24 protein-coding genes are annotated in these 26284 nt (G+C 40.9%); all 24 read left to right on the forward strand.

All coding sequences use genetic code 11. The features are described from left to right. Positions 1–14: 14 nt before the first annotated feature. The 24 genes from OQ267_RS03460 to OQ267_RS03575 all read left to right on the forward strand — a co-directional run bounded on the left by OQ267_RS03460 (position 15) and on the right by OQ267_RS03575 (position 26284). Positions 15–1004 (forward strand): glycosyltransferase family protein, encoded by a 990-nt coding sequence (locus OQ267_RS03460; RefSeq protein WP_265834904.1) that lies wholly within the window; start codon positions 15–17, stop codon positions 1002–1004. 403 nt (positions 1005–1407) lie between these two features. Continuing rightward, on the forward strand, positions 1408–2322 hold the full coding sequence (locus OQ267_RS03465; protein WP_265834905.1) for a DUF6427 family protein: 915 nt from the start codon (positions 1408–1410) through the stop codon (positions 2320–2322). Between the two features lie 143 nt (positions 2323–2465). Then, entirely contained in the window at positions 2466–3200 is a 735-nt protein-coding gene (locus tag OQ267_RS03470) for a type III pantothenate kinase (protein WP_088301054.1), read from the forward strand. A 1-nt stretch (position 3201) separates the two neighbouring features. Then, positions 3202–4494 (forward strand): hypothetical protein, encoded by a 1293-nt coding sequence (locus OQ267_RS03475; protein ID WP_253248996.1) that lies wholly within the window; start codon positions 3202–3204, stop codon positions 4492–4494. Continuing rightward, positions 4494–5066 (forward strand): hypothetical protein, encoded by a 573-nt coding sequence (locus OQ267_RS03480; protein ID WP_265819560.1) that lies wholly within the window; start codon positions 4494–4496, stop codon positions 5064–5066. Before OQ267_RS03475 ends, OQ267_RS03480 begins: the two co-directional genes overlap by 1 nt. Before the next feature lie 221 nt (positions 5067–5287). Beyond that, on the forward strand, positions 5288–7372 hold the full coding sequence (locus OQ267_RS03485; RefSeq protein ID WP_088301051.1) for a peptidylprolyl isomerase: 2085 nt from the start codon (positions 5288–5290) through the stop codon (positions 7370–7372). 65 nt (positions 7373–7437) lie between these two features. Then, positions 7438–7953, forward strand: a complete 516-nt coding sequence (locus OQ267_RS03490; protein ID WP_088301050.1) for a DUF2480 family protein — start codon at positions 7438–7440, stop codon at positions 7951–7953. Between the two features lie 81 nt (positions 7954–8034). Next, entirely contained in the window at positions 8035–8808 is a 774-nt protein-coding gene (locus OQ267_RS03495; protein ID WP_088301049.1) for a DUF3108 domain-containing protein, read from the forward strand. Between the two features lie 2 nt (positions 8809–8810). Then, positions 8811–9374, forward strand: coding sequence for a DUF3109 family protein (locus tag OQ267_RS03500; protein WP_088301362.1), 564 nt, complete (start codon positions 8811–8813; stop codon positions 9372–9374). A gap of 140 nt (positions 9375–9514) precedes the next feature. Next, positions 9515–10567: a dTDP-glucose 4,6-dehydratase gene (rfbB, locus tag OQ267_RS03505; RefSeq protein ID WP_088301048.1), complete on the forward strand. Its 1053-nt coding sequence runs from the start codon at positions 9515–9517 to the stop codon at positions 10565–10567. Next, complete coding sequence (rfbC, locus tag OQ267_RS03510; protein WP_088301047.1) at positions 10567–11115, forward strand: dTDP-4-dehydrorhamnose 3,5-epimerase; 549 nt, start codon at positions 10567–10569, stop codon at positions 11113–11115. Before rfbB ends, rfbC begins: the two co-directional genes overlap by 1 nt. Then, on the forward strand, positions 11108–11968 hold the full coding sequence (gene rfbD / locus OQ267_RS03515) for a dTDP-4-dehydrorhamnose reductase (protein WP_265834906.1): 861 nt from the start codon (positions 11108–11110) through the stop codon (positions 11966–11968). Before rfbC ends, rfbD begins: the two co-directional genes overlap by 8 nt. A 60-nt stretch (positions 11969–12028) precedes the next feature. Continuing rightward, a complete protein-coding gene (gene rfbA, locus OQ267_RS03520) occupies positions 12029–12889 on the forward strand; it encodes a glucose-1-phosphate thymidylyltransferase RfbA (protein ID WP_088301045.1) in 861 nt (286 codons plus the stop codon). A gap of 340 nt (positions 12890–13229) precedes the next feature. After that, positions 13230–14513 (forward strand): nucleotide sugar dehydrogenase, encoded by a 1284-nt coding sequence (locus OQ267_RS03525; protein ID WP_265834907.1) that lies wholly within the window; start codon positions 13230–13232, stop codon positions 14511–14513. 68 nt (positions 14514–14581) lie between these two features. After that, a complete protein-coding gene (locus OQ267_RS03530) occupies positions 14582–14722 on the forward strand; it encodes a hypothetical protein (RefSeq protein ID WP_172406482.1) in 141 nt (46 codons plus the stop codon). Between the two features lie 141 nt (positions 14723–14863). Then, positions 14864–16000 carry a GDP-mannose 4,6-dehydratase gene (gene gmd / locus OQ267_RS03535; RefSeq protein ID WP_265834908.1) on the forward strand — a complete coding sequence of 379 codons (1137 nt, stop codon included), beginning with the start codon at positions 14864–14866 and terminating at the stop codon, positions 15998–16000. A gap of 238 nt (positions 16001–16238) precedes the next feature. Continuing rightward, the gene (locus tag OQ267_RS03540; protein WP_088301042.1) at positions 16239–16988 is read left to right on the forward strand and encodes a tyrosine-protein phosphatase; all 750 of its coding nucleotides are present in this window, start codon (positions 16239–16241) and stop codon (positions 16986–16988) included. Between the two features lie 187 nt (positions 16989–17175). Next, entirely contained in the window at positions 17176–19695 is a 2520-nt protein-coding gene (locus OQ267_RS03545) for an SLBB domain-containing protein (RefSeq protein WP_265834909.1), read from the forward strand. A 3-nt stretch (positions 19696–19698) separates the two neighbouring features. Continuing rightward, positions 19699–20763 carry a lipopolysaccharide biosynthesis protein gene (locus tag OQ267_RS03550; protein WP_265834910.1) on the forward strand — a complete coding sequence of 355 codons (1065 nt, stop codon included), beginning with the start codon at positions 19699–19701 and terminating at the stop codon, positions 20761–20763. Positions 20764–20766: 3 nt separating this feature from the next. Beyond that, positions 20767–22215, forward strand: a complete 1449-nt coding sequence (locus OQ267_RS03555; RefSeq protein ID WP_265834911.1) for a flippase — start codon at positions 20767–20769, stop codon at positions 22213–22215. Positions 22216–22217: 2 nt separating this feature from the next. Next, positions 22218–23036: a DUF5672 family protein gene (locus OQ267_RS03560; protein WP_265834912.1), complete on the forward strand. Its 819-nt coding sequence runs from the start codon at positions 22218–22220 to the stop codon at positions 23034–23036. Positions 23037–23066: 30 nt separating this feature from the next. Further along, positions 23067–24044, forward strand: coding sequence for a glycosyltransferase (locus OQ267_RS03565; RefSeq protein ID WP_265834913.1), 978 nt, complete (start codon positions 23067–23069; stop codon positions 24042–24044). After that, a complete protein-coding gene (locus OQ267_RS03570; RefSeq protein WP_265834914.1) occupies positions 23993–24982 on the forward strand; it encodes a glycosyltransferase family 2 protein in 990 nt (329 codons plus the stop codon). Before OQ267_RS03565 ends, OQ267_RS03570 begins: the two co-directional genes overlap by 52 nt. Then, on the forward strand, positions 24983–26284 hold the full coding sequence (locus OQ267_RS03575; protein WP_265834915.1) for an O-antigen polymerase: 1302 nt from the start codon (positions 24983–24985) through the stop codon (positions 26282–26284). It abuts the gene before it with no gap.

Consider the following 26284-nt stretch of genomic DNA (forward strand, 5'->3'; position numbering starts at 1 on the left):
ATATTAGGGCTTAAATGAAAATACTTTATGCCATACAGGGAACCGGTAACGGACATATTAGCCGTGCCAGGGAAATTATTCCATTGCTGCAACAATATGGCGAACTTGATATTCTGGTGAGTGGCACACAGGCAGATGTAAAGCTGAGTCAGCCGGTGAAATACCAGCTTCATGGTTTCAGTTTTATCTTTGGCAAAAAAGGTGGTGTAGACCATTTCAAAACCTGGCTGAGTATGAACCTTTTTCGTTTCAGAAAAGACATGAAGCAGCTGCCCTTAAAAGATTATAACCTGATTGTGAATGATTTTGAGCCTGTAAGCGCATGGGCCTGTAAACTTCAGGGAATTGATTGTGTGTCACTAAGCCATCAGGCGGCGTTTAAATCTAAAAAAGTTCCCCGCCCGAAAACATTGGATTGGGGTAAGTTAATTTTAAGCCGGTACGCACCCACAAAATACCACATTGGTTTTCATTTTGATCGGTATGACAGCTTTATTCATACACCGGTGATCCGGTCTGAAATCAGGGCCATGAAAACGGAGAACCTGGGCCATTATACTGTTTACCTGCCCGCTATAGATGATAAACGGCTGGTGAAGCTTTTTATGCAACTGCCAGAGGTAAAATGGGAAGTTTTTTCCAAGCATAGTAAAGTGGCCTATCAGGAAGGAAATGTATGTGTAGAACCGGTGAACAATGAAAAATTCAACAAGAGTCTGGCTACCTGTGAAGGTTTGTTTACCGGGGGCGGATTTGAAGGGCCTTCTGAAGCACTCTATTTAAAGAAAAAATTATTGGTGGCACCCATGCGCTTTCAGTTTGAGCAGCAGTGTAATGCTTATGCATTGAAACAATTTGGTCTGCCTGTAATCTGGGGGAGTTCTGATAACTGGTTGCCCGTTATAAAGGATTGGGTGGCAAATCCTCAAAAACATGAATTTGATTTTCCGGATGAAACAGCCCGGATTATTGATGATATGGTAAAAAAATATGCAAGGGTTTAATTCAAATGGGATGTGTGTAAAGTCCTGAGTCTATCAGGTTCTTTTATAGTGAAATGCTGAGGTATCTCAGGTGGTTAAACATTTAGCTACTTAAACACTGCAGTTAATTCTTAATAGATAAATATTTTTTTATTCCAAAGCGAAAAGCTTTGAGCAGTTTGTGATTAAGCTATAGTCTTATTTTTTGACCATATAATACACATAAGTTAATGTAAGCCGGAGTGTTATTAAACTGCAAAGCAAAGCTTAAGCTTTCTGCCTGGTCTTTAAGCTTTAGTCTTTTCGCTTTAACCTTTCTTAAATTATTTTCTTTACTTTGCATCTCTTTGAAAAAGGCATGATTAATCAGTTTAGAAAGCTAAATCCCATAAACCTCATCTTATTGTTAGCTTATACGTTTTTTATGCGTATAGCGATATTTTATGAGTTGCCGGGCCAGTTAAATTTTGATTTTTTGGAGCCTTTTGCAAGATTGCTGATTCATGTAGATCTAGATCAGGCACTTTCACCGGCTGCAAATATCTTTTTTGCCACAATGCTTGTTTTTATCCAGGCCTTAATATTTAACCGTGTTACGAATAACCATAACCTGCTTTCAAAGCCCAGTTTTTTGCCTGCTTTAATGTATGTTACAGGTACCAGTTTATTTATGCCATTTATGGTTTTAAGTCCGGCATTAATCACCAATTTTTTGCTGATCTGGCTGATTGATAAATTTCTGAAGCTGAATAAAAGCGCAAATTCAATCACAACCGTTTTTGATATTGGGATGATCATTGGTGTGGGCACCCTGATTTATTTCCCGTTTATGGCCATGCTGCTGCTCATTTTTTTGGCACTTTTGCTTTTCAGATCATTTAACTGGCGCGAATGGGTAGCCGGTTTGGTGGGCTTTATTACGATCTTTTTTTTCCTGGCCGTATTTTATTACTGGAACAATAACATTGGCTCTTTTTACCAGATCTGGAGGCCATTAGGCAGTAAATTTCCATCCGTTTTTAAAATTAATTATAACGATTACCTGGTGCTTATTCCCGTTACCATTATTATTATTCTGGCATCGTTACAACTTCGTGAAAATTTTTTCAGGAGTTTTATCAGCACCCGGAAGGCCTTCCAGTTATTGTTCTTCATGTTTATTGTTGCCGGGGCGAGTTTTTACCTTAAGCCTCATTTTCGTACCTGGCATTTTTTACTGGCTGTACCTCCAGGCGCAGTACTTTTGGCCTATTATTTTAGTAATGCCAAGGTAAGATGGTTTTATGAAACGCTGTTTGTTTTATTTATCCTTTCTGTACAGTACTTTCTTTTTGTTTAACCTTTTTTAACAAAAAACTAGAACAAAACTTAACAAAGATTAATAGCTTTGTGGCATGAAGTTTCGTATTAAAGCTTTTTTAGGTTTTAATCTGGTTGATAAGGCATGTTTTCAGGTCAGTAGATAAAGCATAATAAAATGACATGCATAGGTTAACTATTGATATCGGGAACTCATCAGCAAAAATAGGCGTTTTTGCCGATCGTGAAATGATTCATCATCTTCGTTTGCTTAAGGTAGGTATTATTGATCTGGCACACCTGATTGATAAGTTTTCACCTCGTAAAGCAATTATCAGTAGTGTAAATCAGGACATCACACCTTTAGAAGAATTTTTAAAAAAACGAACAAGCTATACCCGGTTTTCAACTTTATTAACGAATGGCGTGATCAACCGGTACCAAACACCCAATACCTTAGGTTTAGACAGGTGGGCAGCCATGTTGGGTGCCAATGGTTTATTTCCTGAAACGGCTTGTATGGTAATCGATGCCGGTACCTGCATCACTTATGACCTGCGCACAGGAAGTAACGAATATTTCGGCGGAAGTATAAGTCCGGGGATAAAAATGCGTTTCAAATCCATGCATGAGTATACAGGCCGGTTACCTGTAATAGATTGGGATGCGAATGAAGAGATTCCGCAAGGTGTTGATACCGTTTCTGCAATGAAAAATGGTGTTTTGCAAGGAATTATTAATGAAATTGAAGGTTATATAGCCTTAAATAATATAAAAGAAAGTGCTTTAAAGGTGATTATAACAGGTGGCGACGCTAATTTTTTGTTTAAGCAATTACAAAACAGCATCTTTGCCCCTCAAATTATAAAAGATCCGTACTTGGTATTAAAAGGATTAAATGAAGCTATTGCAGATTAAAATGTACAAAAGAATAAATTATATTGCAGCCATACTCGTTCTCGTTTGTGGTTTAGGTGCCCAGGCGCAAGTTACCACCTCATCACCATATTCAAGATTCGGACTTGGAAATATAAAGGGCTCATTGCTCCCTCAGCTTAGGGCCATGGGTGGAATTTCAACTGCGGTAAATAAAGTAACCGGGTTTAATTACATCAACATGCAAAATCCGGCTTCGTATTCCGGCATTACCTTAACCACCATTGATATTGGGATGAGTGCCAGCTTAACAAGCTTATCCAAAAACAATTTAACTGAATCAAGTTTTAACTCTACGTTCAGTCACCTGGCTTTTGCTATTCCGGTAAGCAGAAAATCAGCAATCAGCTTTGGTATCATGCCTTATTCTGATCTCGGATATTCTTACCGAAACAATGTGAAAATAGATACCTTATCTGTTGATCAGCTTTACGAAGGTGAAGGTGGCCTGTCAAAGGCCTATTTTGGCTATGGCCATCGCTTTGGAGACCATTTAAGAATAGGCGGAAATGTTGAGTATATCTTTGGTAACCTACAAACCACCCGGGCTACGGAATACACGGCAACAGGTGCAATTAATGCGAAGCTTCAAAATAAAAATAGTGTTGGCGGCTTAAATTATTCTTACGGTATTCAGTATGATTTCAACCTGGGCAGCAAAACACTGCTTACTTTAGGTTATTCAGGAAGCACATCATCTACCATTAATTCTCAGCAAAATGCCTATGCTATTCAGTATACCAGGGCAGCAGACGGAACTGAAAATCTGGCTACAGATACTTTAAATGTAATTAACGGCGCAAAATCTAATCTGAAACTACCCTTATCACACAATTTCGGAATTTCGATACAGCAAAATGATAAATGGTTAATTGGCGCAGATTTCAGGATGAGTAAATGGGCGGCAACCACTATCAATAATGTTAATTCGGGCTTGCAAGATAGCTGGGGTGCTTCATTGGGAGGGCAGTGGACACCGGATTATACTTCCTATAACAGTTATCTGAAACGTGTTGATTACCGTTTAGGGGTTAGCTATGACAAAACTTACGTTAAAATCGGAAACCAGGACATTAAACAAATGGGTGCATCATTGGGCTTTGGCTTCCCGCTTCCAACGGCCAATGCAGGCTCGGCTTTTTATAAAATCAATTTTACTACAGAAGTAGGCCAGAGAGGGACTATGATGAATAACCTGGTTAAAGAACAATACATTAACTTTCACCTGGGTTTCACGCTTAATGATACCTGGTTCCGCAGATACAGGGTTGATTAATGAGATTGCAAACATTGCTTTATGGTTTGGTGCTGGGGTTACCACTTTTTATGGTGGCCTGTGGAGAGGATGACCTGAAAAATGCAAATGCAGTTTCTGCTAAAAAAATAACGTTCACCCGTGACCGTACTTTAGGTGTGGAAATTATTTACAGTGACTCGGCCAGGGTGAAAGCAAGAGGCAAAGCGCCCATCATGGATAAAGTTACGCCCTCAGCCGGTGTGGCCTATGAAGAAATGATCAAAGGGGTGAATATCGATTTTTTTAATCCAAAAGGAACCATTGATGGTAATCTGGTATGTGATTATGCCATCAGAAAAGATGAAATAAAGCAAACCATCTTCAGAAAAAATGTAGTGGTAAAAAATAATAAAGGCGATACCTTTTCTTCTGAAGAATTAATCTGGGATGAAAATAAAAAGATTTTTTATTCTAACCAAAGGGTTTATGTTAAGGGTGCAGACGGCAGTATCGGAGACGGAATTAATTTTAAAGCCCCTCAGGATTTCAGTACATATGAAATGGAAACCGGAAGCGGGCAGTTAAATATGCAGGAAGGTATTGCGCCGTAGGTAGCGTAGATTGTATGAATTTTGAATGAAAGAATACGGTTTTCGTTTGGCTTAAATTATGCGTTATCCTATCATTCTACCCCTCCCTCATCCCACTAATTAAAGCGTTCTATTTGCTTAAAGATTAAACACTTGATAAATAAAATTTTGTATTTTCTTTTTTAAGGCAAATTTGTATCTTGCGCCCTCTTAAAAAAAACTAAATAAATTATAATTACAATATGGGATTAATGACATTTTTGCGTAACCGTGCGGGCTATATCCTGGTCTTCGCCATCGGTTTTGCAATTGTTGCATTTTTAGTAGGTGATGCAATTAACGTGGGTAAACCTTTCTGGTCAGCAAATCAGAAGGTAGTGGGTTCTGTCGATGGAAATGATATCAGCATTGATGATTTTCAACCTAAAGTAGATCAAAGCCTGAATCAATTCAAACAACAATACGGCGGAAGCTTAAACCCACAGATGACTGCAATGGCAGTAGATCAGGCCTGGAATGCTGAATTGGGGAAAGTATTATTAACCAAAGAATACGATCGTTTAGGCCTTACCGTTTCTGAAGATGAGTTAGTAGACTTGTTACAGGGTCAAAATCCAAGCCCGCTGATTAAACAATATTTTGCCAATCCGCAGACAGGGCAGTTAGACCGCGCAACCTTAATGAACTTTCTGAAATCAAAAGAACCACAGGCTTTACAGCAGTCTACCCTTTTACAACAGGAAATTACAAATCAGGCTTTGCAGACTAAATATTCAAACCTGATCCGCAATTCTGTTTATGTAACCTCACTGGAAGCAACAGATGAATATACCAACCGGAATAAACTGGCTAACTTTAAATATGTAAGCCTGGATTATTCCAGTATCCCGGATGCCACTGTGAAATTAACGGATGCAGATTATAGTGCTTATTACGATCAAAATAAAGCGCGTTTCAATAATCCACAGGAAAGCCGCTCTTTTGATTATGTTTCTTTTGACATTAAACCTACTTCAGGTGATTCAGCAGCAGTTAAGTCACAAATAGACAAAATCGCAGCCGACTTTAAAACGGCTAAAAACGATTCTCTTTTTGCAGCAATCAATTCAGAAGTAAAAGTTCCGTTTACTTATTTAACAAAAGGTAAATTAGATCCGGCAGTAGATTCAGCAGTTTTTGCGCTTCCGGCAGGAAGTTTTTACGGTCCTGTTTTATCAAATAATTCATATAAACTGGTTAAGGTGGTGGATACCCGTTTCTCTCCTGATTCGGTAAAGGCCAGCCATATCTTAATTGATCCGGCTAAAGTTGGCGGAGAAGATAAAGCCATCAAGTTGGCAGATTCATTAAAAGGCCTGATTCAAAAAGGCGGTAACTTTGCCCAGTTGGCGAAAACCTATAGTGTAGATGGTTCTAAAGATAAAGGCGGCGAGCTGGGTACATTTGCACGTGGCGCTATGGTGCCGGAATTTGAGAATGCTGTATTTGATGGAAAAGCCGGTGATATCAAAGTGGTTAAATCGCAGTTTGGTGTGCATGTTATTAAAATTGAAAAACAAATCGGTTCATCTAAAGTGGCTAAGCTGGCTTATATAGAAAAAGCATTGGCTCCAAGTAGTAAAACTCAGGCGGTAGCATACAAAGCAGCCAGTAGTTTTCTAAACGATGTTAAAGGGAAAGATTTTTCAAAATACGCAAAAGACAAAGGGTTAAAAGTTGCAGTGGCGGATAAGGTTTCGGCCATTCAGGGGTTTGCGCCAGGATTAGATAATCCACGTAAATTAATTCAGGATGCCTATGCCGCCGATCAGGGTGATGTATTGCCTGAAATCTACACCATGACCAATGCTTATGTGGTTGCCCACCTGACTGATGTTAAGCCAAAAGGTACTTTAACTTTAGCGCAGGTTAAAAAAGAAATTGAACCGATGGTTCGCAATGCCGTGAAGGCCAAAATGCTGACAGATAAATTTAACAGTGCCGGCAAAGCAAGCCTGGCTCAGGTTGCTTCTAAAGTTGGGCGTACAGTTAATCCTGTACAAAACATTGTTTTTGCAAATCCTATTCTTCCGGGCATTGCGCAGGAAAATAAATTAGTAGGAAGTGTATTTGGCGCTCAGCCAGGTAAAGTTTCTGCTCCGGTAGATGGCGAACGCGGTGTTTATGTGTTTTCTGTTGATGGATTCACCAATCCTGCACCCATTGCCAACATGTTTAAGCAAAAGGAAAGCATGCTGTTGAGTTTAGGACAACGTTCTTTACAATCGGCTTTTCAGGCCTTACAGGATAATGCCAAGATAAAAGACAATCGCGTGAAATTCTATTAATCAGAAAATGCGTAATTTTGTAACCGTTCCGAAGCATATTCGGAACGGTTTTTTTATTTAAGGCCATGGACATCCAAGAGAATATCATCAATAAAGTAGCCAACAGTGGATTAATGACGTTAAACCTGGAAGATTTTTATCACCAGGGTGAACGGGTAATCTATGACATCAAAGAAAATCTTTTCCATGGGCTGATGCTAAGGGAAAAAGATTTCAGGGCATTTATAAAAGAACATGACTGGGCGCAATATCAGGATAAAAATATAGCCATTATTTGTTCTGCTGATGCCATTGTGCCTACCTGGGCATATATGCTGCTGGCCAATAAAATGAATCCTTATGCCAATGAGGTGGTTTTTGGGGGCATCGATACCTTAGAAGCTGTACTCATGACTAAGGCATTATCTAAAATCAATCCTGCAGATTATGCGAATGAGCGTGTGGTTATCAAGGGTTGCGGTGATATTGATATTCCGGTATCCGCCTATGTGGAAATTACCAACCTGTTAACACCCGTAGTAAAAAGCATAATGTTTGGCGAACCCTGCTCTACTGTTCCGGTATTTAAAAGAAAAGATTAAATTGGTTTGCTTTTTGTATACCTTTCAGGATTCAGCATTTATTAAGTTCTCTTTGAATCTACATTCTATACACAAAAGTAAATGAAACAAATATTTTTAACTTTTCTGGCCGTTAGTTTAACCTTAACAGGTATTGCACAACAACTGCCTTTAAAAAAGGAGCCTGTTTTTCAGGAAGGTGAAGAATTGCAATATAGGCTCCGTTATGGTTTTATTACCGCTGCAGAAGCCACAATAAAAGTGACCAATTCTGATTTGAAGTTTGATAACAAGCCTACATACAGGCTGTCAGTTGATGCGCATACATCCGGTACATTTGATGTGTTTTATAAAATCAGAGACCGGTATGATTCCTATATTGATAAAACAGATTTACTGCCCTACTTCTATCAGGAGAATATCAGGGAGTCGAGTTACAAAAGACAGGATAAGGCGCGGTTTAACCAGGATGGAAAAAAAGTTGTATCCAACCGGGGCACATTCAGCACACCGACCACGCAGACTTTTGATCTGGTATCTGCATATTATTTCGCCAGGAGCCTGGACATCAGTAAAATGAAAATTGGCGATACCTTTAAACTCAATTATTTTCTTCAGGATGAGATCTCTGCGCTGGAAGTAGCATATGTGGGTAAGGAAACCATCAAAAGTAAACTGGGCAATATAAGGTGCCTCAAATTTAGTCCGTCCATTAAACCCGGCCGGATCTTTAAAAAAGACAGCCGACTGTATCTCTGGGTAACAGATGATGGAAACCGGGTGCCGGTAAAGGCCCAGGTCGAAATATTGGTGGGTGCGGTCACCATGGAATTAAAATCAGCTGCAGGTTTAAAATATGCCTTGGCAAAAGAATAATGATGATAGAAGTTGAACAGGTGCTGGTGCACGAAGATGTATTAAAAGAGAATTTTGTTTGTAACCTGAGCAAATGTAAAGGGATTTGTTGTGTAGAGGGCGATTCCGGTGCGCCGCTCGATCAGGAAGAAACAGCAATTTTAACTGAAATTTACCCTAAAATCAAACACCTCTTAAATGAGAAGGGCATTAAAGCGATCGAAGAACAGGGTACTTACGTGGTCGATGAAGATGGTGATCTGACTACCCCATGTGTAGATAAAAATAAAGAATGTGCTTATGTGCTTTTTGAAAATGGCATCACCAAATGCGCCATTGAGAAAGCCTATGAAGAAGGCATCGTGGAATGGCAGAAACCCATATCCTGCCACCTGTATCCTATCCGCATTACCAAATACCCCGAATTTGATGTATTAAATTATGATCGCTGGCATATCTGTCACGATGCCTGTACCTTTGGAAGAGAACTGAAAGTTCCTGTTTATAGTTTTTTGAAGGGGCCGCTCATCAGAAAATATGGTGAAGAGTGGTATAAAGAACTGGAAAGTTCGGTTGCTGCATTGTGATCAATGTACGTTAAGATGAGTCAGTTACTAAGGCTTAAATGTCCCTCAGGTAGTTGAGTTGTAATTTGCAAAGGTCAGCATCAAATTGTTTATTTGTAATAACTATGTTATTTTAGCCAATTGAAAATACTTAATATACTGTGAAAAAAATTCTAATCACTGGTGGGGCAGGCTTTATAGGCTCTCATGTAGTCCGTCGATTTGTTCAAAATTATCCTGATTACCAAATCGTAAACCTGGATAAGCTTACCTACGCAGGTAACCTGGCGAATTTAACCGATATCGAAAATGAGCCGAATTATCGTTTTGTAAAAGAAGATATTACTGATGCAGTTGCCATGAGCGATTTGTTCGCGAAAGAAAATTTTGATGCAGTAATTCACCTGGCTGCAGAAAGCCATGTAGACCGTTCCATTTCAGACCCGACAGCTTTTGTGATGACCAATGTTATCGGTACCGTTAATTTGCTTAACGCCGCACGCGAACACTGGAAAGGCCAATATGATCAAAAGCGCTTTTATCATGTGAGTACGGACGAGGTTTATGGCGCGCTGGGTGAGGAAGGTATGTTTACAGAAACGACTGCTTATGATCCGCATAGCCCTTATTCGGCATCAAAAGCCAGTTCTGACCATTTTGTCAGGGCTTATCATGATACTTACGGAATGGATTGTGTCATTTCCAATTGCTCTAATAATTATGGTTCGCACCACTTTCCGGAAAAATTAATTCCGCTGGCCATCAACAACATTAAAAATAATAAACCCGTTCCGGTATATGGTAAAGGTGAAAATGTGCGCGACTGGCTTTGGGTAGAAGACCATGCCAGGGCGATTGATGTGATTTTTCACCAGTCTAAAACAGGCGATACGTATAATATTGGTGGCCATAACGAATGGAAAAATATTGATCTCATCCATTTGCTTTGCGAAATTATGGATGAGAAATTAGGCCGTGAAAAGGGTGAATCAGCCAAACTGATTACCTATGTTACTGATCGTGCCGGCCATGATTTACGTTATGCCATCGATTCTACCAAACTGCAGAATCAGTTAGACTGGGTACCTAGTCTGCAATTCGAAGAAGGCTTAGCCAAAACCGTTGACTGGTACCTGCAGAACGAAGAATGGTTAAATAACGTCACTTCAGGAAATTATCAGTCTTATTACGAGAAGCAGTACAGCGAAAAATAATGGAAATTGAACAAACAGGATTAAAAGACTGCATCATTATCAAACCCAGGGTTTTTGAAGATCCCAGGGGATATTTCTTTGAAAGTTTTAACAAACAAACTTTTGAAGAAAAAACAGGTTTATCCGGCGATTTTGTGCAGGATAACCAATCTTATTCTGCTTACGGTGTTATCCGTGGCCTACATGCGCAGACTGGTGCTTTTGCGCAAGCCAAACTGGTGCGGGTAACCAAGGGTGAGGTATTGGATGTGGCTGTAGATGCACGTCCGGGTTCACCCACTTATGGCCAGCATGTGGCTGTGCGTTTAAGTGCAGAAAATAAGTTGCAATTGTATATTCCAAGGGGTTTTGTTCATGGTTTCTCCGTATTAAGTGAAACGGCCGAATTCCTTTATAAATGTGATAATTTCTTCAATAAAGCTTCAGAAACGGGCGTCATTTATAATGATGCGGATCTAAACATCGACTGGATGATTCCTCAGGATCAGCAGTCTGTTTCAGAAAAGGATCTTTTGTTAAAAACTTTTGCAGAACTGCATCATGGATAAGATTGTTGTAATTGGTGCCGGAGGCCAGCTGGGGCAATGCCTGAAAACTGTAGCTTCCAGACGCGGCATCACAGAAATTGTATTCCCCTCAGAAACTGATGCGAATATCCTGAATCTGGAAGGCCTTCAGAATTTGTTAGCTAAAGCGCAACCCGCATTTGTCATCAACTGTGCGGCCTATACAGCCGTGGATAAAGCAGAAGATGAGGCGGAATTAGCGAAAGCGGTAAATGAAACCGGTGCCGCTAACCTGGCCATTGCCTGTGCTGATGCAGGAGCAACGTTGATTCATGTATCCACTGATTTTGTATTTGAAGGCCATGAGGTGAAACTTCTCTTGGAAAGTGATGTCGCCAATCCAATTAATGTATACGGACAGACTAAACTTGATGGGGAAAAGGCGGTAATCGCCTTACTAAAATCTCATTTTATTCTTCGTACAAGCTGGTTATATTCAGAATATGCCAATAATTTTGTCAAAACCATGCTGAAGCTGGGGGCTGACCGTGATGAATTAAATATCATTGCCGATCAGGTTGGTACACCAACCTATGCCATTGATTTAGCGAATGCTATTTTTGATATCATTGAATCTGGTTCTGATGCGTATGGCATTTATCATTACAGCAATGAGGGCGTAACGTCCTGGTTTGACTTTGCAAAAGCAATTTTTGATATCAGCAATACAGCGGTTAAGGTAAACCCTATTCCGGGGTCTGCCTACCCCACAAAGGCTACCAGGCCGGCATTTTCAGTGATGGATAAAACAAAAATCAAAGAAACGTTTCATCTGGAGATCCCTTATTGGAGACACAGCCTGGTTGAATGTATCAAACAAATTAATAATAGTTAAACTAAAACAGGTATTGGCTGAGTATTCCTCAGATCTAATGTCTCAAATCTTGAATCTGATATGAAAGGTATAATTCTTGCCGGCGGAAGCGGGACCCGCTTACACCCACTTACACTTGCCTGCAGCAAACAAATGATGCCGGTTTATGATAAGCCCATGATCTATTATCCCTTGTCAACTTTAATGCTGGCCGGGATTAAAGAAATTCTCATCATTTCCACACCACATGATCTGCCTAACTTTGAAAAATTATTAGGTGATGGATCTGCCATTGGGTGTAAGCTGAGTTATGCGGTGCAGGCCGAGCCGAATGGTTTAGCGCAGGCTTTTGTCATTGGTGAGGAATTTATCGGTCAGGATAAAGTGGCGCTTGTATTGGGTGATAATATCTTCCATGGCGATGGAATGGCCAAATTACTGCAATCCAGTTCAGACCCGGATGGCGGTGTTGTATTTGCCTATCAGGTTTCTGATCCGGAACGTTATGGGGTAGTGGAATTTGATGCAGACAAAAAAGCGATTTCTATTGAAGAGAAACCGGTTTCTCCCAAATCAGATTATGCCGTTCCGGGTTTATACTTTTACGATAATGAAGTGGTTGAAATTGCTAAAAATATTAAACCTTCACCTCGTGGGGAATATGAAATTACGGACATTAACCGCATTTACCTCGAACGTGGAAAACTGAAAGTTGGTGTTTTAAGTCGTGGTACAGCCTGGTTAGATACCGGAACATTTACCTCTTTAATGCAGGCGGGGCAGTTTGTGCAGATCATCGAAGAACGCCAGGGCTTAAAGATTGGCTGTATTGAAGAAATCGCCTATCGCATGGGCTTTATAGATGCGGAGCAATTGAGAACGATTGCAACGCCATTGGTTAAAAGCGGATATGGTGCTTACCTGTTAAAACAGATTAAATAGCCTAATCGATTTCCTTTTAAATCCCAGATTAAGATAAATTCTTAACCTGGGATTTTTTTTATGGGCAGATCAGCTAAGTTCATCGTCATTCCGATCGCCGTAGCGGAATCTTTGAACCACAAAGGTCGTTAAAGTCCAATCATCGCTCGCTGTCTTCGCAAACAGGTATGGCGCTTGTACAGGAATCTTTAAAAACGGCAAGCTTAGCCGGTTCAAAAATCCTCCCCATTGTTTTTTCTTCCCTTCATGCGCGCTTTGACTTGTATCTTTTGGAGTGGTTGAAAGATCAACTTAAAGCATCCTTGATTTATCTTATCTTTGCCCAATCACCAAAATAAAAATGAATAAAAACAAACAGATGGCCATTATCGGCCTTGGGTATGTTGGCCTGCCTTTAGCCATCGAGTTTGCCAAACACTTTCGTGTAATTGGGTTTGATATTAATGAAAGCAGGGTCGGGAGTCTTGGTAATTTAATCGATCTTACCCATGAGGCCAATCTTCCTGATCTTGCGCAGGTATTGGCAACAACCGAACAAGACCGGGGCCTGATGTTAAGTTCCAGCCGCGCTGATCTTGCCAATGCGCAGATTTATATCGTTACCGTACCTACACCTATTGATCACCTGAAGAGGCCTGATCTTCAGCCGCTATTGAAGGCCAGTGAAATGATTGGTTCTGTTTTAAAAAAAGGTGATATCGTTATTTATGAATCCACCGTATATCCAGGTTGTACAGAAGAAGACTGTGTGCCTGTGTTGGAGCGGGTTTCAGGGCTTCAATACAATCAGGATTTCTTTTGTGGTTATTCGCCTGAGCGGATCAATCCCGGCGATAAGGTGAACACCCTCACCAAAATTAAAAAAGTTACATCAGGTTCTACACCCCAGATTGCAGATGAAGTTGATGCACTTTATGCCACAATCATTACGGCCGGAACACACCTGGCACCCAGCATTAAAGTGGCAGAAGCATCCAAAGCCATTGAAAACGCACAACGTGATGTAAACATTTCCTTTGTAAATGAGCTGGCACTCATTTTCGACCGGATGGAGATTGATACGGCTGATGTACTCGCCGCGGCAGCCACCAAATGGAATTTTTTAAATTACAAGCCTGGTTTAGTGGGGGGGCACTGTATAGGCGTCGACCCTTATTACCTGGCGCATAAATCAGAAGCACTGGGCTATAAGCCGGAAGTGATTTTATCAGGAAGACGGGTGAATGATAATATGGGGATGTTCGTCGCCAATAAGATCATCAAAATGCTGGTGGCCCGAAACAAGCCTATCCAGGGTGCTAAAGTATTGATCCTCGGGTTTACCTTTAAAGAAAATTGCCCGGATACCAGGAATACCAAGGTAATTGATATTTATAAGGAACTGCAGTCATTCAGTATTGAGGCCGATATTTATGATCCATGGGCGAGCCCGGCAGAGGTGAAGCTGGAATATGGAATTGACCTGATTGCTGCAGATGATTTTATGCCTTATGATGCGGTGATACTAGCCGTAGCACATGCCGCTTATCGGAAAATTGATTTCCAGTCATGGAAAGACAGCGGAACCATTATTTTTGATACAAAGGCCTTCATTGATCGTGCTGCGGTGGATGCCAGGTTGTAAGGATTTTTAATAAAATCATAAAACATTTCTTTTGATTTTTCGTTTCCAATTTAGTTTATCCCTTTATTATGATTACGAAAATTGAAATCCTTGGCATTGCTGCCGTAGTTTTTTCTAATTTAATCGCATACCTCGCCCTTAAACGTTTAAAAGAAAATGAAAAGCGTAAAGAACGCAATAGGTTTAACAGGCAAAATTCACTTACTTAATCTTTGCTTTTTTAAGGAAATCTTTAAATCATCTGACAGGAAATCTGATCAATGCTTAACCCCTGTTTTCTAAAATACAGCGTGCTTTATCAATCAAATGAATTATTCAGTATGTTTGCAGTTCAAAAATTAGAATAGTTTATGAAAGTTGCTTTAATTACAGGTGTAACTGGACAGGATGGTGCATACCTTGCAGAATTTTTACTTAAAAAAGGATATTTTGTGCATGGCATCAAAAGGCGTGCTTCGTCTTTTAATACCGACCGCATTGATCACCTGTACCAGGATCAGCATGAAAGCAATGTGCGTTTCAAACTGCATTATGGTGATTTAACTGATTCGACCAATCTGATCAGGATTGTTCAGGAAGTGCAACCCGATGAAATTTACAATCTTGCGGCCATGAGCCATGTGCAGGTGAGTTTTGAAATGCCGGAATATACAGCAAATGCAGATGGTCTCGGCACCTTACGCTTATTGGAGGCGGTCAGGATATTGGGTTTAACCCGAAAAACAAAAATCTATCAGGCTTCCACTTCTGAGCTTTATGGATTGGTACAGGCGGTTCCGCAAAGCGAAACCACTCCTTTTTATCCACGCTCACCCTATGCGGCAGCTAAAATGTATGCCTACTGGATCACGGTAAATTACCGTGAGGCCTACCAGATGTTTGCCTGCAATGGTATATTATTTAACCATGAAAGTCCGCTGCGTGGTGAAACCTTCGTTACCAGGAAAATTACCAGGGCCTCCTGTAAAATTGCCCTGGGTTTACAGCAGTGTTTATATTTGGGTAACCTTTCTGCCCAGAGAGATTGGGGGCATGCCAAAGATTACATCGAAGCCATGTGGTTAATTCTGCAGCAGGAACAGCCGGAAGATTTTGTAATTGCCACCGGGGTAACCACCACAGTTCGCGATTTTGTACGCATGAGTTTTGCCGAACTGGGTATCGAAATTGAATTTTCCGGTAAGGATGAGCACGAAAAAGGCGTGATTATTGATGTTGATCAGGATTGTATTGCACGTTTAGGGTTAAATGCTGAAAACCTTAAACCAGGGCAAACAGTTGTGCGGGTTGATCCAAAGTATTTCAGGCCTACCGAAGTTGATTTATTACTGGGCGATCCCACCAAATCCAAAACAAAACTGGGCTGGACACCTCAATATGACCTGCCCTTATTGGTAAAAGATATGATCTCATCTGATCTGAATTTAATGAAGAAGGATGAATACCTTAAACAAGGTGGTTACAGAACGCTGAATTATTTTGAATAAGAAGAAAAAGAATACTGAATATATGATGAGCCACTTTGGGATATTCCGGATTAAATATCTGATTTAAAATAGTATAGCGTAGTGGGTGTATAGAATTAAGTTCTTTTTATGTTGTGAATTAAAACAAATAAAAATAACTGTCAAGAATTTTAAAGAGTAGGGCGGCTAAATTTAATGATAAGGGGAAGAGTCGCTTTTTAAATAATTATTTTAACAACTATTCAGTATTCTGATAAAAATGTTTAACTTTTTTAGTAAAAAAAATAAAATTACGGATATTTCCTGGTTGGGAATAGACATGCATTCGCACATTCTTCCTGGTATTGATGATGGTTCGCCCGATGTGGCCACTTCATTAAGATTTGTAAAGGCACTGGAGGATCTGGGTTTCGATCAATTGATTGCAACGCCCCATATCTTTAAGGAATTGTACCCGAATACCAAACTCAGCATAGATCAGGCCCGGTTTGCCTTGCAGCTGGCCATGGATCAGGCAAAGGTTTCATTAAAATTAGATTCCGGAGCGGAATATATGATCGATCAGGATTTTGACCTGGAAGCAGAAATGTGCCCTATTCAACAAAAGTTTCTGTTAATTGAAATGTCCTATCTGAATGAAAGTCCAAATATCAGTCAGCGGGTTTTTGATGTAGAAATTAAAGGATACAGGCCTATTCTGGCGCATCCTGAGCGTTATACATTCTATTTTAAAGACAGGACAAGACTCAACCGCTTTAAAGACAAAGGCTGCTTGTTGCAATTAAATCTGTTGTCAATTGTGGGTTATTATGGCAAAGAAGTAAAGCAATTTGCAGAATATCTGTTAAAAGAAAACATGTATGACCTTGCCGGAACAGACCTGCACCACGATAAACACCTCAATACCCTTACGGAAGCTGTTCAAAGCGGAAAGCTATATGATTTACTGGGTCATTATCCATTTAAAAATAAAGAGCTTTTCGGACAGGATATGACACAAACCATTTAAATGCGCTAAGCCTGACCCGCTATACCATGCGCAAGCGTAAAACATGTGTTCATGTTTGATATGCTTTCCTGTGCAATGAAATAATTTTGTATTTTTGGTGCAATATAGCATATCAATAAAATGAAAATTTGTGCATGCTCGTGATGGCATCAAAACGATCCGCACTTTTTTCATAAAAAACCTACACATGAAGTTTAAAAATTTACTTAAGGCCCTGTTACTTTTCTTTGCCTTTTTTCTCTCCACATCCTTATCTGCGCAAACCAATTATGCTGATGTAAAGGTGGATGAACTGAGCGATGCCAAAATCAGGGAGCTGATGCAGCGGGCAGAATCTATCGGCTATAATGATGCCCAGCTGGAGCAGTTAGCACTGGCCCAGGGTATGCCACAAACTGAAATTGAGAAACTGCGTGTCAGGGTAGAGAAAATCAGAAAGCAGGATGGAACCGGTACAACCAATACCAGTACCAATACCGGTCAGGCGGCAAATAAGCCTTTTGTAGATGTAGAACGTTCAAGGGTCAACAGTGCACAAAGTAAAATAGATTCGCTCAAAAAGATCAATAACTCCCTCTCAGAACAGGCTCTGGCCAATGCCAATGCCTTAAATAACCTGAAAATATTTGGCGAGGAACTTTTCGGATCAGGTACACAAACCTTTGAGCCCAACCTGAGAATGGCTACGCCAAAGAGCTATGTGGTAGGTCCTGATGATGAGTTATTGATCGATATTACCGGTGATAACGAAGTCAGTTACAAATCAAAAGTGAGCCCGGATGGTACCATCAGGGTTCAATACGTGGGGCTTATTTCCGTAGCAGGGCTGAACATTGAGCAGGCCACTTCTAAAATCAGGTCTTCGCTTGCCGGTACCTATCCGGCCATTAAATCTGGCCGAACTTCCGTATCGATCACGCTGGGCAACATTAAAAGTATCACCATTATGGTGGTGGGTGAAGCAACCAGGCCGGGCGCCTATACGGTATCTTCCCTGTCTTCCTTATTCAATATCTTAAGTGGTGCGGGTGGCCCGAATAAAAACGGTACTTACCGGAACATTCAGGTGATCCGGAATAATAAAGTCATTTATACGGTTGATATTTACGATTTCCTGCTCAACGGGCTTCAAAAAGGCAATATCCGCCTGCAGGATCAGGATGTCATCAATGTACCGGTATACCAAACCCGTATCGCATTATCCGGTGAAGTGAAACGTCCGGCTTATTTCGAAATTAAAGCTACCGAAACACTGGCCGATGCCCTGCGTTTTGCAGGCGGCTTTTCTAATGATGCCTATTCGGCACAGATAAAAGTATTGCAGAATACGAACAGGGAACGTAAAATTACAGACATTCCGGAATCTGATTTTCAAACTTATCAACCTCAAAATGGCGATAAGTTTCTGGTCGAGAAAATTCTGGACCGCTTTGCCAACCGGGTGGAAATTGATGGGGCTGTTTTTCGTCCGGGACAATATGAACTTGATGATCAGCTGACGCTGAAGGGCCTGATTCAAAAAGCAGATGGGGTTAAAGAGGATGCCTTTTTAAACAGGGGTTATATTTCGAGGTTAAATGCCGATAACAGTTTGGCACTGGTTTCTTTTGATCTGGGCAAAATTTTAGCCGGTACTGAACCGGATATCAGGTTGCAGCGGGAAGACCGGGTCAGCATTAAATCAATATTTCAGTTACGGGAAGAATTCAGGGTGACCATTCAGGGAGAAGTGAGACAGCCGGGCACTTTTATGTATGCAGAAGGAATGAACCTGGAATCTTTAATCCAGATGGCGGGTGGCTTCAGGGAAAGCGCCACACCAAACAGAATTGAAATCTCCAGAAGAATTAAAAACAGCGATGCCACCTCGGTCTCGGCACAAACGGCAGAGGTATTTACAGTTAATGTAGATCCGGATTTAAAATTACAGGACCAGGATTTTACCTTAAAGCCATTTGATATTGTGTCCATCAGAAGTTCGGAAAGTTACCATACACAACGCCAGATTAAAATTGAAGGTGAAGTGTTATATCCGGGGATATACACCATCACCAAAAAAGACGAAAGGATTTCTGATATAATTAAAAGGGCTGGAGGATTAAGTCCGCTGGCTTATGTAGAAGGTGCATCTTTAAGGCGGACTGGTAAAGGCGATTTACGGATGGACAGTCTGGAAACCAGAAGAGAAGAACGCGAGAAATTGTTAAACCTGCAGCGTTTAAAGCAATCAGGCGCAAGAGATACCACCAGTTTAGATAAAGACCTTGAAATATTAAGAAGTGACCTGGTTGGGATCGACCTGAAAAAGATCATGAATAAGCCATTATCACGTAACGATCTGATTGTAGAAAACGGAGATGTGATCCGGGTACCCAAAGAGCTGCAAACCGTTCGGGTAACTGGCGAAGTTTTAAAACCCAACAGCATTGTGTATACCAAAGGCAAAAGCTTTACCGGTTACATCAGTGGCTCAGGTGGTTTCAGCTATAATGCATACCGAAAAGGCGCATTTATTGTATACTCCAACGGATCTGTTGCTGCCAACCGGAAATTTTTGTTCTTCAATAATTTTCCGCAGGTAAAACCGGGTGCTGAAATTTTTGTGCCGAAAAGGGCAGAGCGTGAGAAGCTCAATGCCGCTACGTTTATTGGAATATCAACAGGTATCGCCTCACTGGCTGCCATTATTGTGAGTTTATTACGTTAAGCCATGTCTGAAACCCATCATAAAGAAGTTACGCTGAAGGAGCTGGCCATCAAAACAAATGAGTGGTTATCTTATCTCCGGTCGAAATGGCTGATCATGCTGATCGGCTGCCTATGTGGCGTGGTATTGGGCTACCTCTATGCAACCTATAAAAAACCAAAGTATGTAGCGGCAAGTACCTTTGCTCTGGAAGATGCAAATGGCGGCGGAAGCCTCGGACAGATGGCGGGTTTGGCATCCATGGTGGGTATTGAGATTGGTACTTCCGGTAATGGAGGTGTTTTCCAGGGTGATAACCTGATTGAACTGTATAAATCCAGGAACATGATCCAGAAGTCACTTTTAAATGAGGCTGATTTTAATGGCAAAAAACAGTTATTGATTGATCGTTACCTGGAATTTAATCACCTGAAGGAGAAATGGGCCAAACATCCGGTGCTGAAAAATATCAACTTTAAGCTAAAACAAAATGACCGTTTAACCAGGGCTCAGGACAGTGTTCTTGGTGAAGTCGTTAAAGAAATCGGGAAAAACAACCTGGTGGTTACCAAGCCTGATAAGAAACTAAGTATTTTAAAGGTTCAGGTGACTTCTAAAGACGAATTATTTTCCAAGGCATTTGATGATGAGATTGTCAAGAATGTGAATGAATTTTATGTGCAAACGAAGACAAAAAAATCATTGCAGAACGTGGCCATTCTGCAGCATCAAACGGATTCAGTGAAGCGGGAATTAAACGGCGCACTGGCTGGTATGGCTTCTTTAACGGATGCCAACCCCAATCCTAACCCGGCCAGGCAAATCCTGAAGGTACCCTCCCAACGGAGACAGGTGGATGCACAGGCCAATACAGCCATTCTGACGGAGCTGGTGAAAAACCTGGAAATGTCAAAAGTATCACAACGCAAGGAAATGCCCTTAATTCAGATGATCGATGCACCGGTTTTACCTTTAACCAAACTGGCGACCACCAAAACCCAGGGGATGGTGGTTGGCTTCTTCCTGGCCGGATTCTTAATGTCGGTACTGTTATTGGTAAGACGCGGATTTTTATTGATGATTAAATAATGCATGTCGGGCTTAAAGAAAAATATTGTCTTTAATACACTCTTATCCGTTTCTCAAATCTTATTTCCGTTGGTTACCTTCCCTTATGCTTCACGCATATTGGGGCCGGAAGGTATGGGGGCCGTAAACTTTGCCGATAATTTTATTACCTACTTTTTAATTTTTTCAGCACTGGGTATTCCCTTATATGGCGTAAGGGAAATTGCGAAGGTAAAACATGATTCCATCGCACTCGGACGTGTGTATTCCGAACTGATCTTCATCCACCTGGTTACGTCACTGATTTCCATTGTGGTATTGCTGGGCATCAGCTTATCCAGTGATAAGTTATTTGCGAATTTTCAGCTTTATCAAATCGGGATGGCCATTTTACTGGGTAATGTTTTTATTGCCGAATGGTTTTTTCAGGGCATAGAAAAATTCAAATACATTGCCATCCGCACGGTTCTGATCCGTTTATTCACCATCATATTGCTTTTTGCCCTGGTGCATACGGTAGCCGACCGGAATACCTATTATGCCCTAAATCTGGTGGCTACCTTGCTGGCTGCTGCTACCAATATGTATTCTGTCAGTAAGCTGGTCAAAATCTCTTTTAAAAACCTGACCCTCCGGCATCACCTGAAACCACTCTTCATTATCTTTTCCAATAGCATCATCACCACCATTTACCTGGTTTTTGATACCATCATATTGGGCTTTTTAACCAGTGATGTCTATGTAGGGTATTATTCTGCTTCCATGCGGATCAGTAAAATTTCGCTGGCCGTCATTGGTGTTTTATCAGCAGTGCTGTTACCCAGGCTGACCATTGCTTTTAAAGCCGAAAACTGGGCGGAGGCCAGATTACTGCTGCACAAATCCATCAACTTTGTGGTATTTTTAAGTATTCCCATTGCCATTGGTACGTATTGCCTGTCAGAAGAAATTATCCGCTTATTTGCCGGTCAGAAATATTTGCCGGCCGTAAGCTCCTTACAAATTCTATGTTTCATTGTGGTATTTGTGGGTATGGCACAGGTTTTTGCACATCAGATTCTTTTGCCCCTGCATCAGGAGCGTAAAATTTTGTATGCCTCATTGTTCGGCGTTTTTGTGAGTCTGGGTTTAAATTTCTTACTGATCCCCATCTATAAGCAAAATGGTGCAGCGATTAGTTCACTGGCTACAGAATGCAGTGTAACCATGCTTTTGTTCTTTTTTTCGTTTAAACTGTTTAAGGTAAAGTTTCCTGTGCTAGAAACATTACAGGCCTTATTTACTTCGGCTTTGTTTTTTCTGATTAAAATGCTGGTGCTGAAAATCAGCAGCCTGCCTATCGTGGTTGTCATCATTACCGTGCCCCTGTGCGGCCTGGTTTATCTGTGCATGCAGGTATGGGTTTGGAAAAACAGGAATGTTTTAGAAGTATTGGCAGGTTTTGGCCCCTTAAAGTTTTTACAAAAAATTTAATTATGAAAGCTTGTGTTGTAATTCCGGTGTATACAGATCAGGTTGGTTCATTTGAGCAGATCTCCATGGATCAGTGTTTCCGGATACTGGCTAACCATGATATCTATTTTATCGCACCCAGAAGACTGGAAGGCTTTATCCGGAATCACAATTATGTGCTTAATCATCAGGCCGGTTATAAGCTTTTTGACGATCAGTTTTTTGCCGATATTCCGGCTTATAACCGGTTAATGAAGTACCATGGTTTATATGCCAGCTTTTTAGCTTACGATTTTATGCTCATTCATCAACTGGATGCCTTTGTATTTAGGGACGAATTGATGGACTGGTGTAAAAAGGGATACGATAATATCGGAGCACCGCTGTTTGAAGGACATGATTTGGCCGGAACAGATAGTCCGCTGGTGAGTTTAGGCAATGGCGGCTTTTGCCTTCGGAAGGTGAGAAAGTGTTATGAAGTGGTCACGAAGTTTAAAAAACTGAAGTTTACCCGCACATTTGATGATACAAACCGGCCGTTTTACATCAATTTTTACCGGTATATCAAACACCAGATGGTTTATATTTATGCTGGTTATCCTTTTCAGCCCATCATCAATGAAGATCTGTTCTGGTCAGAAGTGATTCCTCATAATTTTCCTGATTTCAAATTACCCACAATCGATGAAGCCATGAAATTCAGCTTTGAAGTGAACCCAGAGGTATTGTTTGAGCTGAATCACCACAAATTGCCTTTTGGCTGCCATGCCTGGTGGAAGTATAATTTAGCGTTCTGGCAAAAGCACATCAACGCATACGGGTATCATATTAAGGTGGATTAAAGTTTATAAAAATTTGCACATTTGTAATCTATGGGAATAAAACTGCGCCTGTTGCAATCCAATGATGGAGAATACTTTCTTGATTGTATTGATGAGTTATACCGTACAATAGAAAAGGCACCTGCAGGTTTTGACCCAGCGCGTAAAATGCTTAAACACTCCCGTTTTAAGTCTTTCGTTGTTAGAAAACTTACCCGCTATCCATCCTTATTTAAACTGCGGTTAAGATTTAAACAGGAACTTGCTGTTAATTTTGTTTCCATGATCAGCGGCGATTTCAGGTTGCTTATTCCCTATGCTTTTAAAACAAAACTGAACTTTGTGTACATGTACGATGTGTGGCCAAGGTTTCACCGCTGGATTTTCCCGCTTCTTGATTTTTTTAATGTATATTATGTATTCTTCTCCTCTAAACAGGTGATGGAGAATTTTAATCAGAATTATAGCCATATTAAATGCCGGGCCATCTGGCTTCCCGAAGCTTTATCTGCTCAGGATTATCATTTCAAGGCATACCATGACAAAGAAATTGATGTGCTTGAATTTGGCCGGATGTATGATGAATACCATCATCTGATCACCGGGCCGCTTCAGCTCAACGGAAAGCATCACGTCTACAGGAAACCGGGAATGAATTTACTTTTTCCTGATAAGCCTGCTTTTTCTGCGGCACTGGCGGCAGCTAAGATTGTCATTTGTGTACCCTCTAATATCACTCACCCTCACCGGGCAGAATATATTTCTTCCATGACGTTAAGGTATCTTCAGGCAATGGCTTCCAAATGTTTGATTGTCGGTGTTTTACCTTCGGATATGGCAGAATTATTTGGCTATAATCCGATCGTTGAGATTGACATGGACCATGCCGGAGACCAGATGCTCAATGTTCTGGCCAGTTATAAAGATTATCATGCACTGATTGAACGGAATTATAATCATGTGATTCGCCACCATCAATGGGAAAACCGCTGGCAGGTGATTCAGGAAAAAATACAGGAAGCTTTATGATGGAACCTTTGGTGAGTATTATTATTCCTGCTTTCAATTATGGTCATCTGATCGTAGAAACCCTGCAGAGCATCATCAAACAACGCTACCTTCACTGGGAGTGTATCATCATTGATGATGGTTCAACAGACCATACCGCCGAAGTGGTGGCCGGCTTTATCGCGGCGCATCCAACCTATCGCATCACTTTTCATCCGGTGAAAAACGGGGGCACATCCGCCGCAAAAAATGCGGGCATCCGGCTGGCGAAAGGCAAATACCTTCAGTTTTTAGATGCCGATGATCTCTTGAGTGCAGAGAAATTAAGCATTCAGGTGGCCCTGGCAGAAACATCAGGTGCTGGCCTGGTTTTTTCTAAAGCAGTCTTTTTTACCGGAGAAGCTACAGCACGAGAAGAAATTCAGAAATATCCTGCCGGCTTTTTAGCCACGGAAACCTTAAGTGGTGTTGAACTTTTAAAAAGGCAGGTGACCAATAATATCTTAACCATCAATAGTCCATTGGTAAAAAAGGAACTCGTCATCGCTGCAGGCCTGTTTGATCAGGATTTGAAAAACAATGAAGACTGGTTGCTGTGGTTTAAGGTGGCCATGCGCGATCCGCATTTTATTTTTGACGGGGATGACCGTTCCTGCGCGTTGATCAGGGTACATGGAAAAAGCGCCATCAACAATAAAAGAAACATGTTTTTAGGCGAAGTAGTGGTCCGGACCCACATGGATCAGGCACTTTCCACATTACAGGATCCAAAAGCAATGGCATGGTTAAAGAAACTGAACCTGGATTTACTGGCCCTTCATGAAATACGTTCACTCAGTGTTTTAAAGGCGTTTGGGTATATTTTCAGTAATTTTGTAAAAAATCCGCTTCAGGAGTGGCCCCTGCTCAAAAAGGGAATGTTAAAATTAGGCATCAGGATGTATAAAACGATCAGATAAATGGGTATTAAACCTTATATATTAGTACTCATTATTGGTGCATTGCTGTTTATAGATGTTTACCTGCTGGCAAGGTATGCGTCATGGGGTTGCAGCCTGGAAGAGCTCGTCCCCTTTGCCACCTTCCTGCTGGTAGCAGAGGGATTATCGGTCTTCTCCGTGATCAGGTTCGGGCAAATCATCAACCCTTTTACCATTTACAGCATTTTTGTATACATTGCCGGTTTCTCCTTCCTGATGGTTTCAGACAGGCAAATGGGGTACGAATGGCAGTTTGTTTTGGTATTGGCTTTTAGCGTAGCCTTTTTTATTATTGGCGGGCTGGTATCCATGAAAACATTTTCCTTTAGTCTTAAAAATTATATCCCGCCATTAAGCCCAAGGTTAAGCCTGGCCTTTTTATTACTGGTTTTTATAGCGGGTATAGGCGTCTTTATCATGGAAGTAGGCCAGTTGGGTTATTTACCGGTACTAAATTTAGGAAATGCCGCCGTGTACCAGGACATCAATGAAAATGATGTTACCCCCCTGCATAACTTTATTGTACTCAATTCGGTATTGCCGGCCATGTTCTATATCCTGTATAAGAAAAAGACCTTACGTTTCTGGCAGTTTCTGGCACTCAGTTTTGTCTGCGTTTTTATTATCCTTAACTTTTTCAGCCGGCAAATCATCGTCCTGTTTTTCTTTTCGATGCTGATTGCCTACAGCTATTATAAAACCATTCCCTTACTGCGGCTTTTTTCTATCGGTGCGGCCTGTATCGTCCTGTTTGTTATATTGGGCCAGTTGCGGGGTGGCTCAGCAGAAGACGATAAAGAAATGTCCGTCAATGAATTTTTAAGGGATTACGGCGATATTACCAAGCCCACCAATATTATTGAAACCTACCTGTCCCTGTATGGGGCCGTTAATTTTTCTACCGGAAGTGAAATTGTCAGTACGGCTTTACGGGATGATTATGTCAGCTATGGGACCTATTCTGCCAGACCCCTTATTACCGTGCTACCCATTGATAAAAATGCCATTTATCCGCCGCTATACAGTTCATATACCAAAATCGGGACTTATATCGTAGATCCGTTTTTGGATTTCAGGTGGTTTGGTGTAATCGCCCTGAATTTTTTATATGGGTTTTTATCTATGAATGCCTTTAAAAATTACATGTCTAAAAATGGCGAATATTATATTGTAGAATGGTCCTTATTTATATTCTGCATCTTTATGAGTTCATTTACCAATTTTTACCACATGTTTTTTGTGGCTTTCTTTTTCATTGTCAACCGGATAGCCATTAAATAA

The sequence above is a fragment of the Pedobacter sp. MR22-3 genome (assembly GCF_026240075.1).
Lineage (GTDB): Bacteria > Bacteroidota > Bacteroidia > Sphingobacteriales > Sphingobacteriaceae > Pedobacter.

Bases quoted from the DNA above. Each gene is read 5' to 3' on its own strand.
- rfbD (WP_265834906.1), top strand. From the start codon at position 11,108: ATGGATAAGATTGTTGTAATTGGTGCCGGAGGCCAGCTGGGGCAATGC.
- OQ267_RS03560 (WP_265834912.1), top strand. From the start codon at position 22,218: ATGAAAGCTTGTGTTGTAATTCCGGTGTATACAGATCAGGTTGGTTCA.
- OQ267_RS03490 (WP_088301050.1), top strand. From the start codon at position 7,438: ATGGACATCCAAGAGAATATCATCAATAAAGTAGCCAACAGTGGATTA.
- OQ267_RS03465 (WP_265834905.1), top strand. From the start codon at position 1,408: ATGCGTATAGCGATATTTTATGAGTTGCCGGGCCAGTTAAATTTTGAT.
- OQ267_RS03480 (WP_265819560.1), top strand. From the start codon at position 4,494: ATGAGATTGCAAACATTGCTTTATGGTTTGGTGCTGGGGTTACCACTT.
- OQ267_RS03500 (WP_088301362.1), top strand. From the start codon at position 8,811: ATGATAGAAGTTGAACAGGTGCTGGTGCACGAAGATGTATTAAAAGAG.
- rfbC (WP_088301047.1), top strand. From the start codon at position 10,567: ATGGAAATTGAACAAACAGGATTAAAAGACTGCATCATTATCAAACCC.
- OQ267_RS03570 (WP_265834914.1), top strand. From the start codon at position 23,993: ATGGGAAAACCGCTGGCAGGTGATTCAGGAAAAAATACAGGAAGCTTT.
- OQ267_RS03470 (WP_088301054.1), top strand. From the start codon at position 2,466: ATGCATAGGTTAACTATTGATATCGGGAACTCATCAGCAAAAATAGGC.
- OQ267_RS03525 (WP_265834907.1), top strand. From the start codon at position 13,230: ATGAATAAAAACAAACAGATGGCCATTATCGGCCTTGGGTATGTTGGC.
- OQ267_RS03460 (WP_265834904.1), top strand. From the start codon at position 15: ATGAAAATACTTTATGCCATACAGGGAACCGGTAACGGACATATTAGC.
- OQ267_RS03555 (WP_265834911.1), top strand. From the start codon at position 20,767: ATGTCGGGCTTAAAGAAAAATATTGTCTTTAATACACTCTTATCCGTT.
- OQ267_RS03540 (WP_088301042.1), top strand. From the start codon at position 16,239: ATGTTTAACTTTTTTAGTAAAAAAAATAAAATTACGGATATTTCCTGG.
- gmd (WP_265834908.1), top strand. From the start codon at position 14,864: ATGAAAGTTGCTTTAATTACAGGTGTAACTGGACAGGATGGTGCATAC.
- OQ267_RS03550 (WP_265834910.1), top strand. From the start codon at position 19,699: ATGTCTGAAACCCATCATAAAGAAGTTACGCTGAAGGAGCTGGCCATC.
- OQ267_RS03495 (WP_088301049.1), top strand. From the start codon at position 8,035: ATGAAACAAATATTTTTAACTTTTCTGGCCGTTAGTTTAACCTTAACA.
- OQ267_RS03475 (WP_253248996.1), top strand. From the start codon at position 3,202: ATGTACAAAAGAATAAATTATATTGCAGCCATACTCGTTCTCGTTTGT.
- OQ267_RS03545 (WP_265834909.1), top strand. From the start codon at position 17,176: ATGAAGTTTAAAAATTTACTTAAGGCCCTGTTACTTTTCTTTGCCTTT.
- OQ267_RS03575 (WP_265834915.1), top strand. From the start codon at position 24,983: ATGGGTATTAAACCTTATATATTAGTACTCATTATTGGTGCATTGCTG.
- OQ267_RS03485 (WP_088301051.1), top strand. From the start codon at position 5,288: ATGGGATTAATGACATTTTTGCGTAACCGTGCGGGCTATATCCTGGTC.
- OQ267_RS03530 (WP_172406482.1), top strand. From the start codon at position 14,582: ATGATTACGAAAATTGAAATCCTTGGCATTGCTGCCGTAGTTTTTTCT.
- rfbA (WP_088301045.1), top strand. From the start codon at position 12,029: ATGAAAGGTATAATTCTTGCCGGCGGAAGCGGGACCCGCTTACACCCA.
- OQ267_RS03565 (WP_265834913.1), top strand. From the start codon at position 23,067: ATGGGAATAAAACTGCGCCTGTTGCAATCCAATGATGGAGAATACTTT.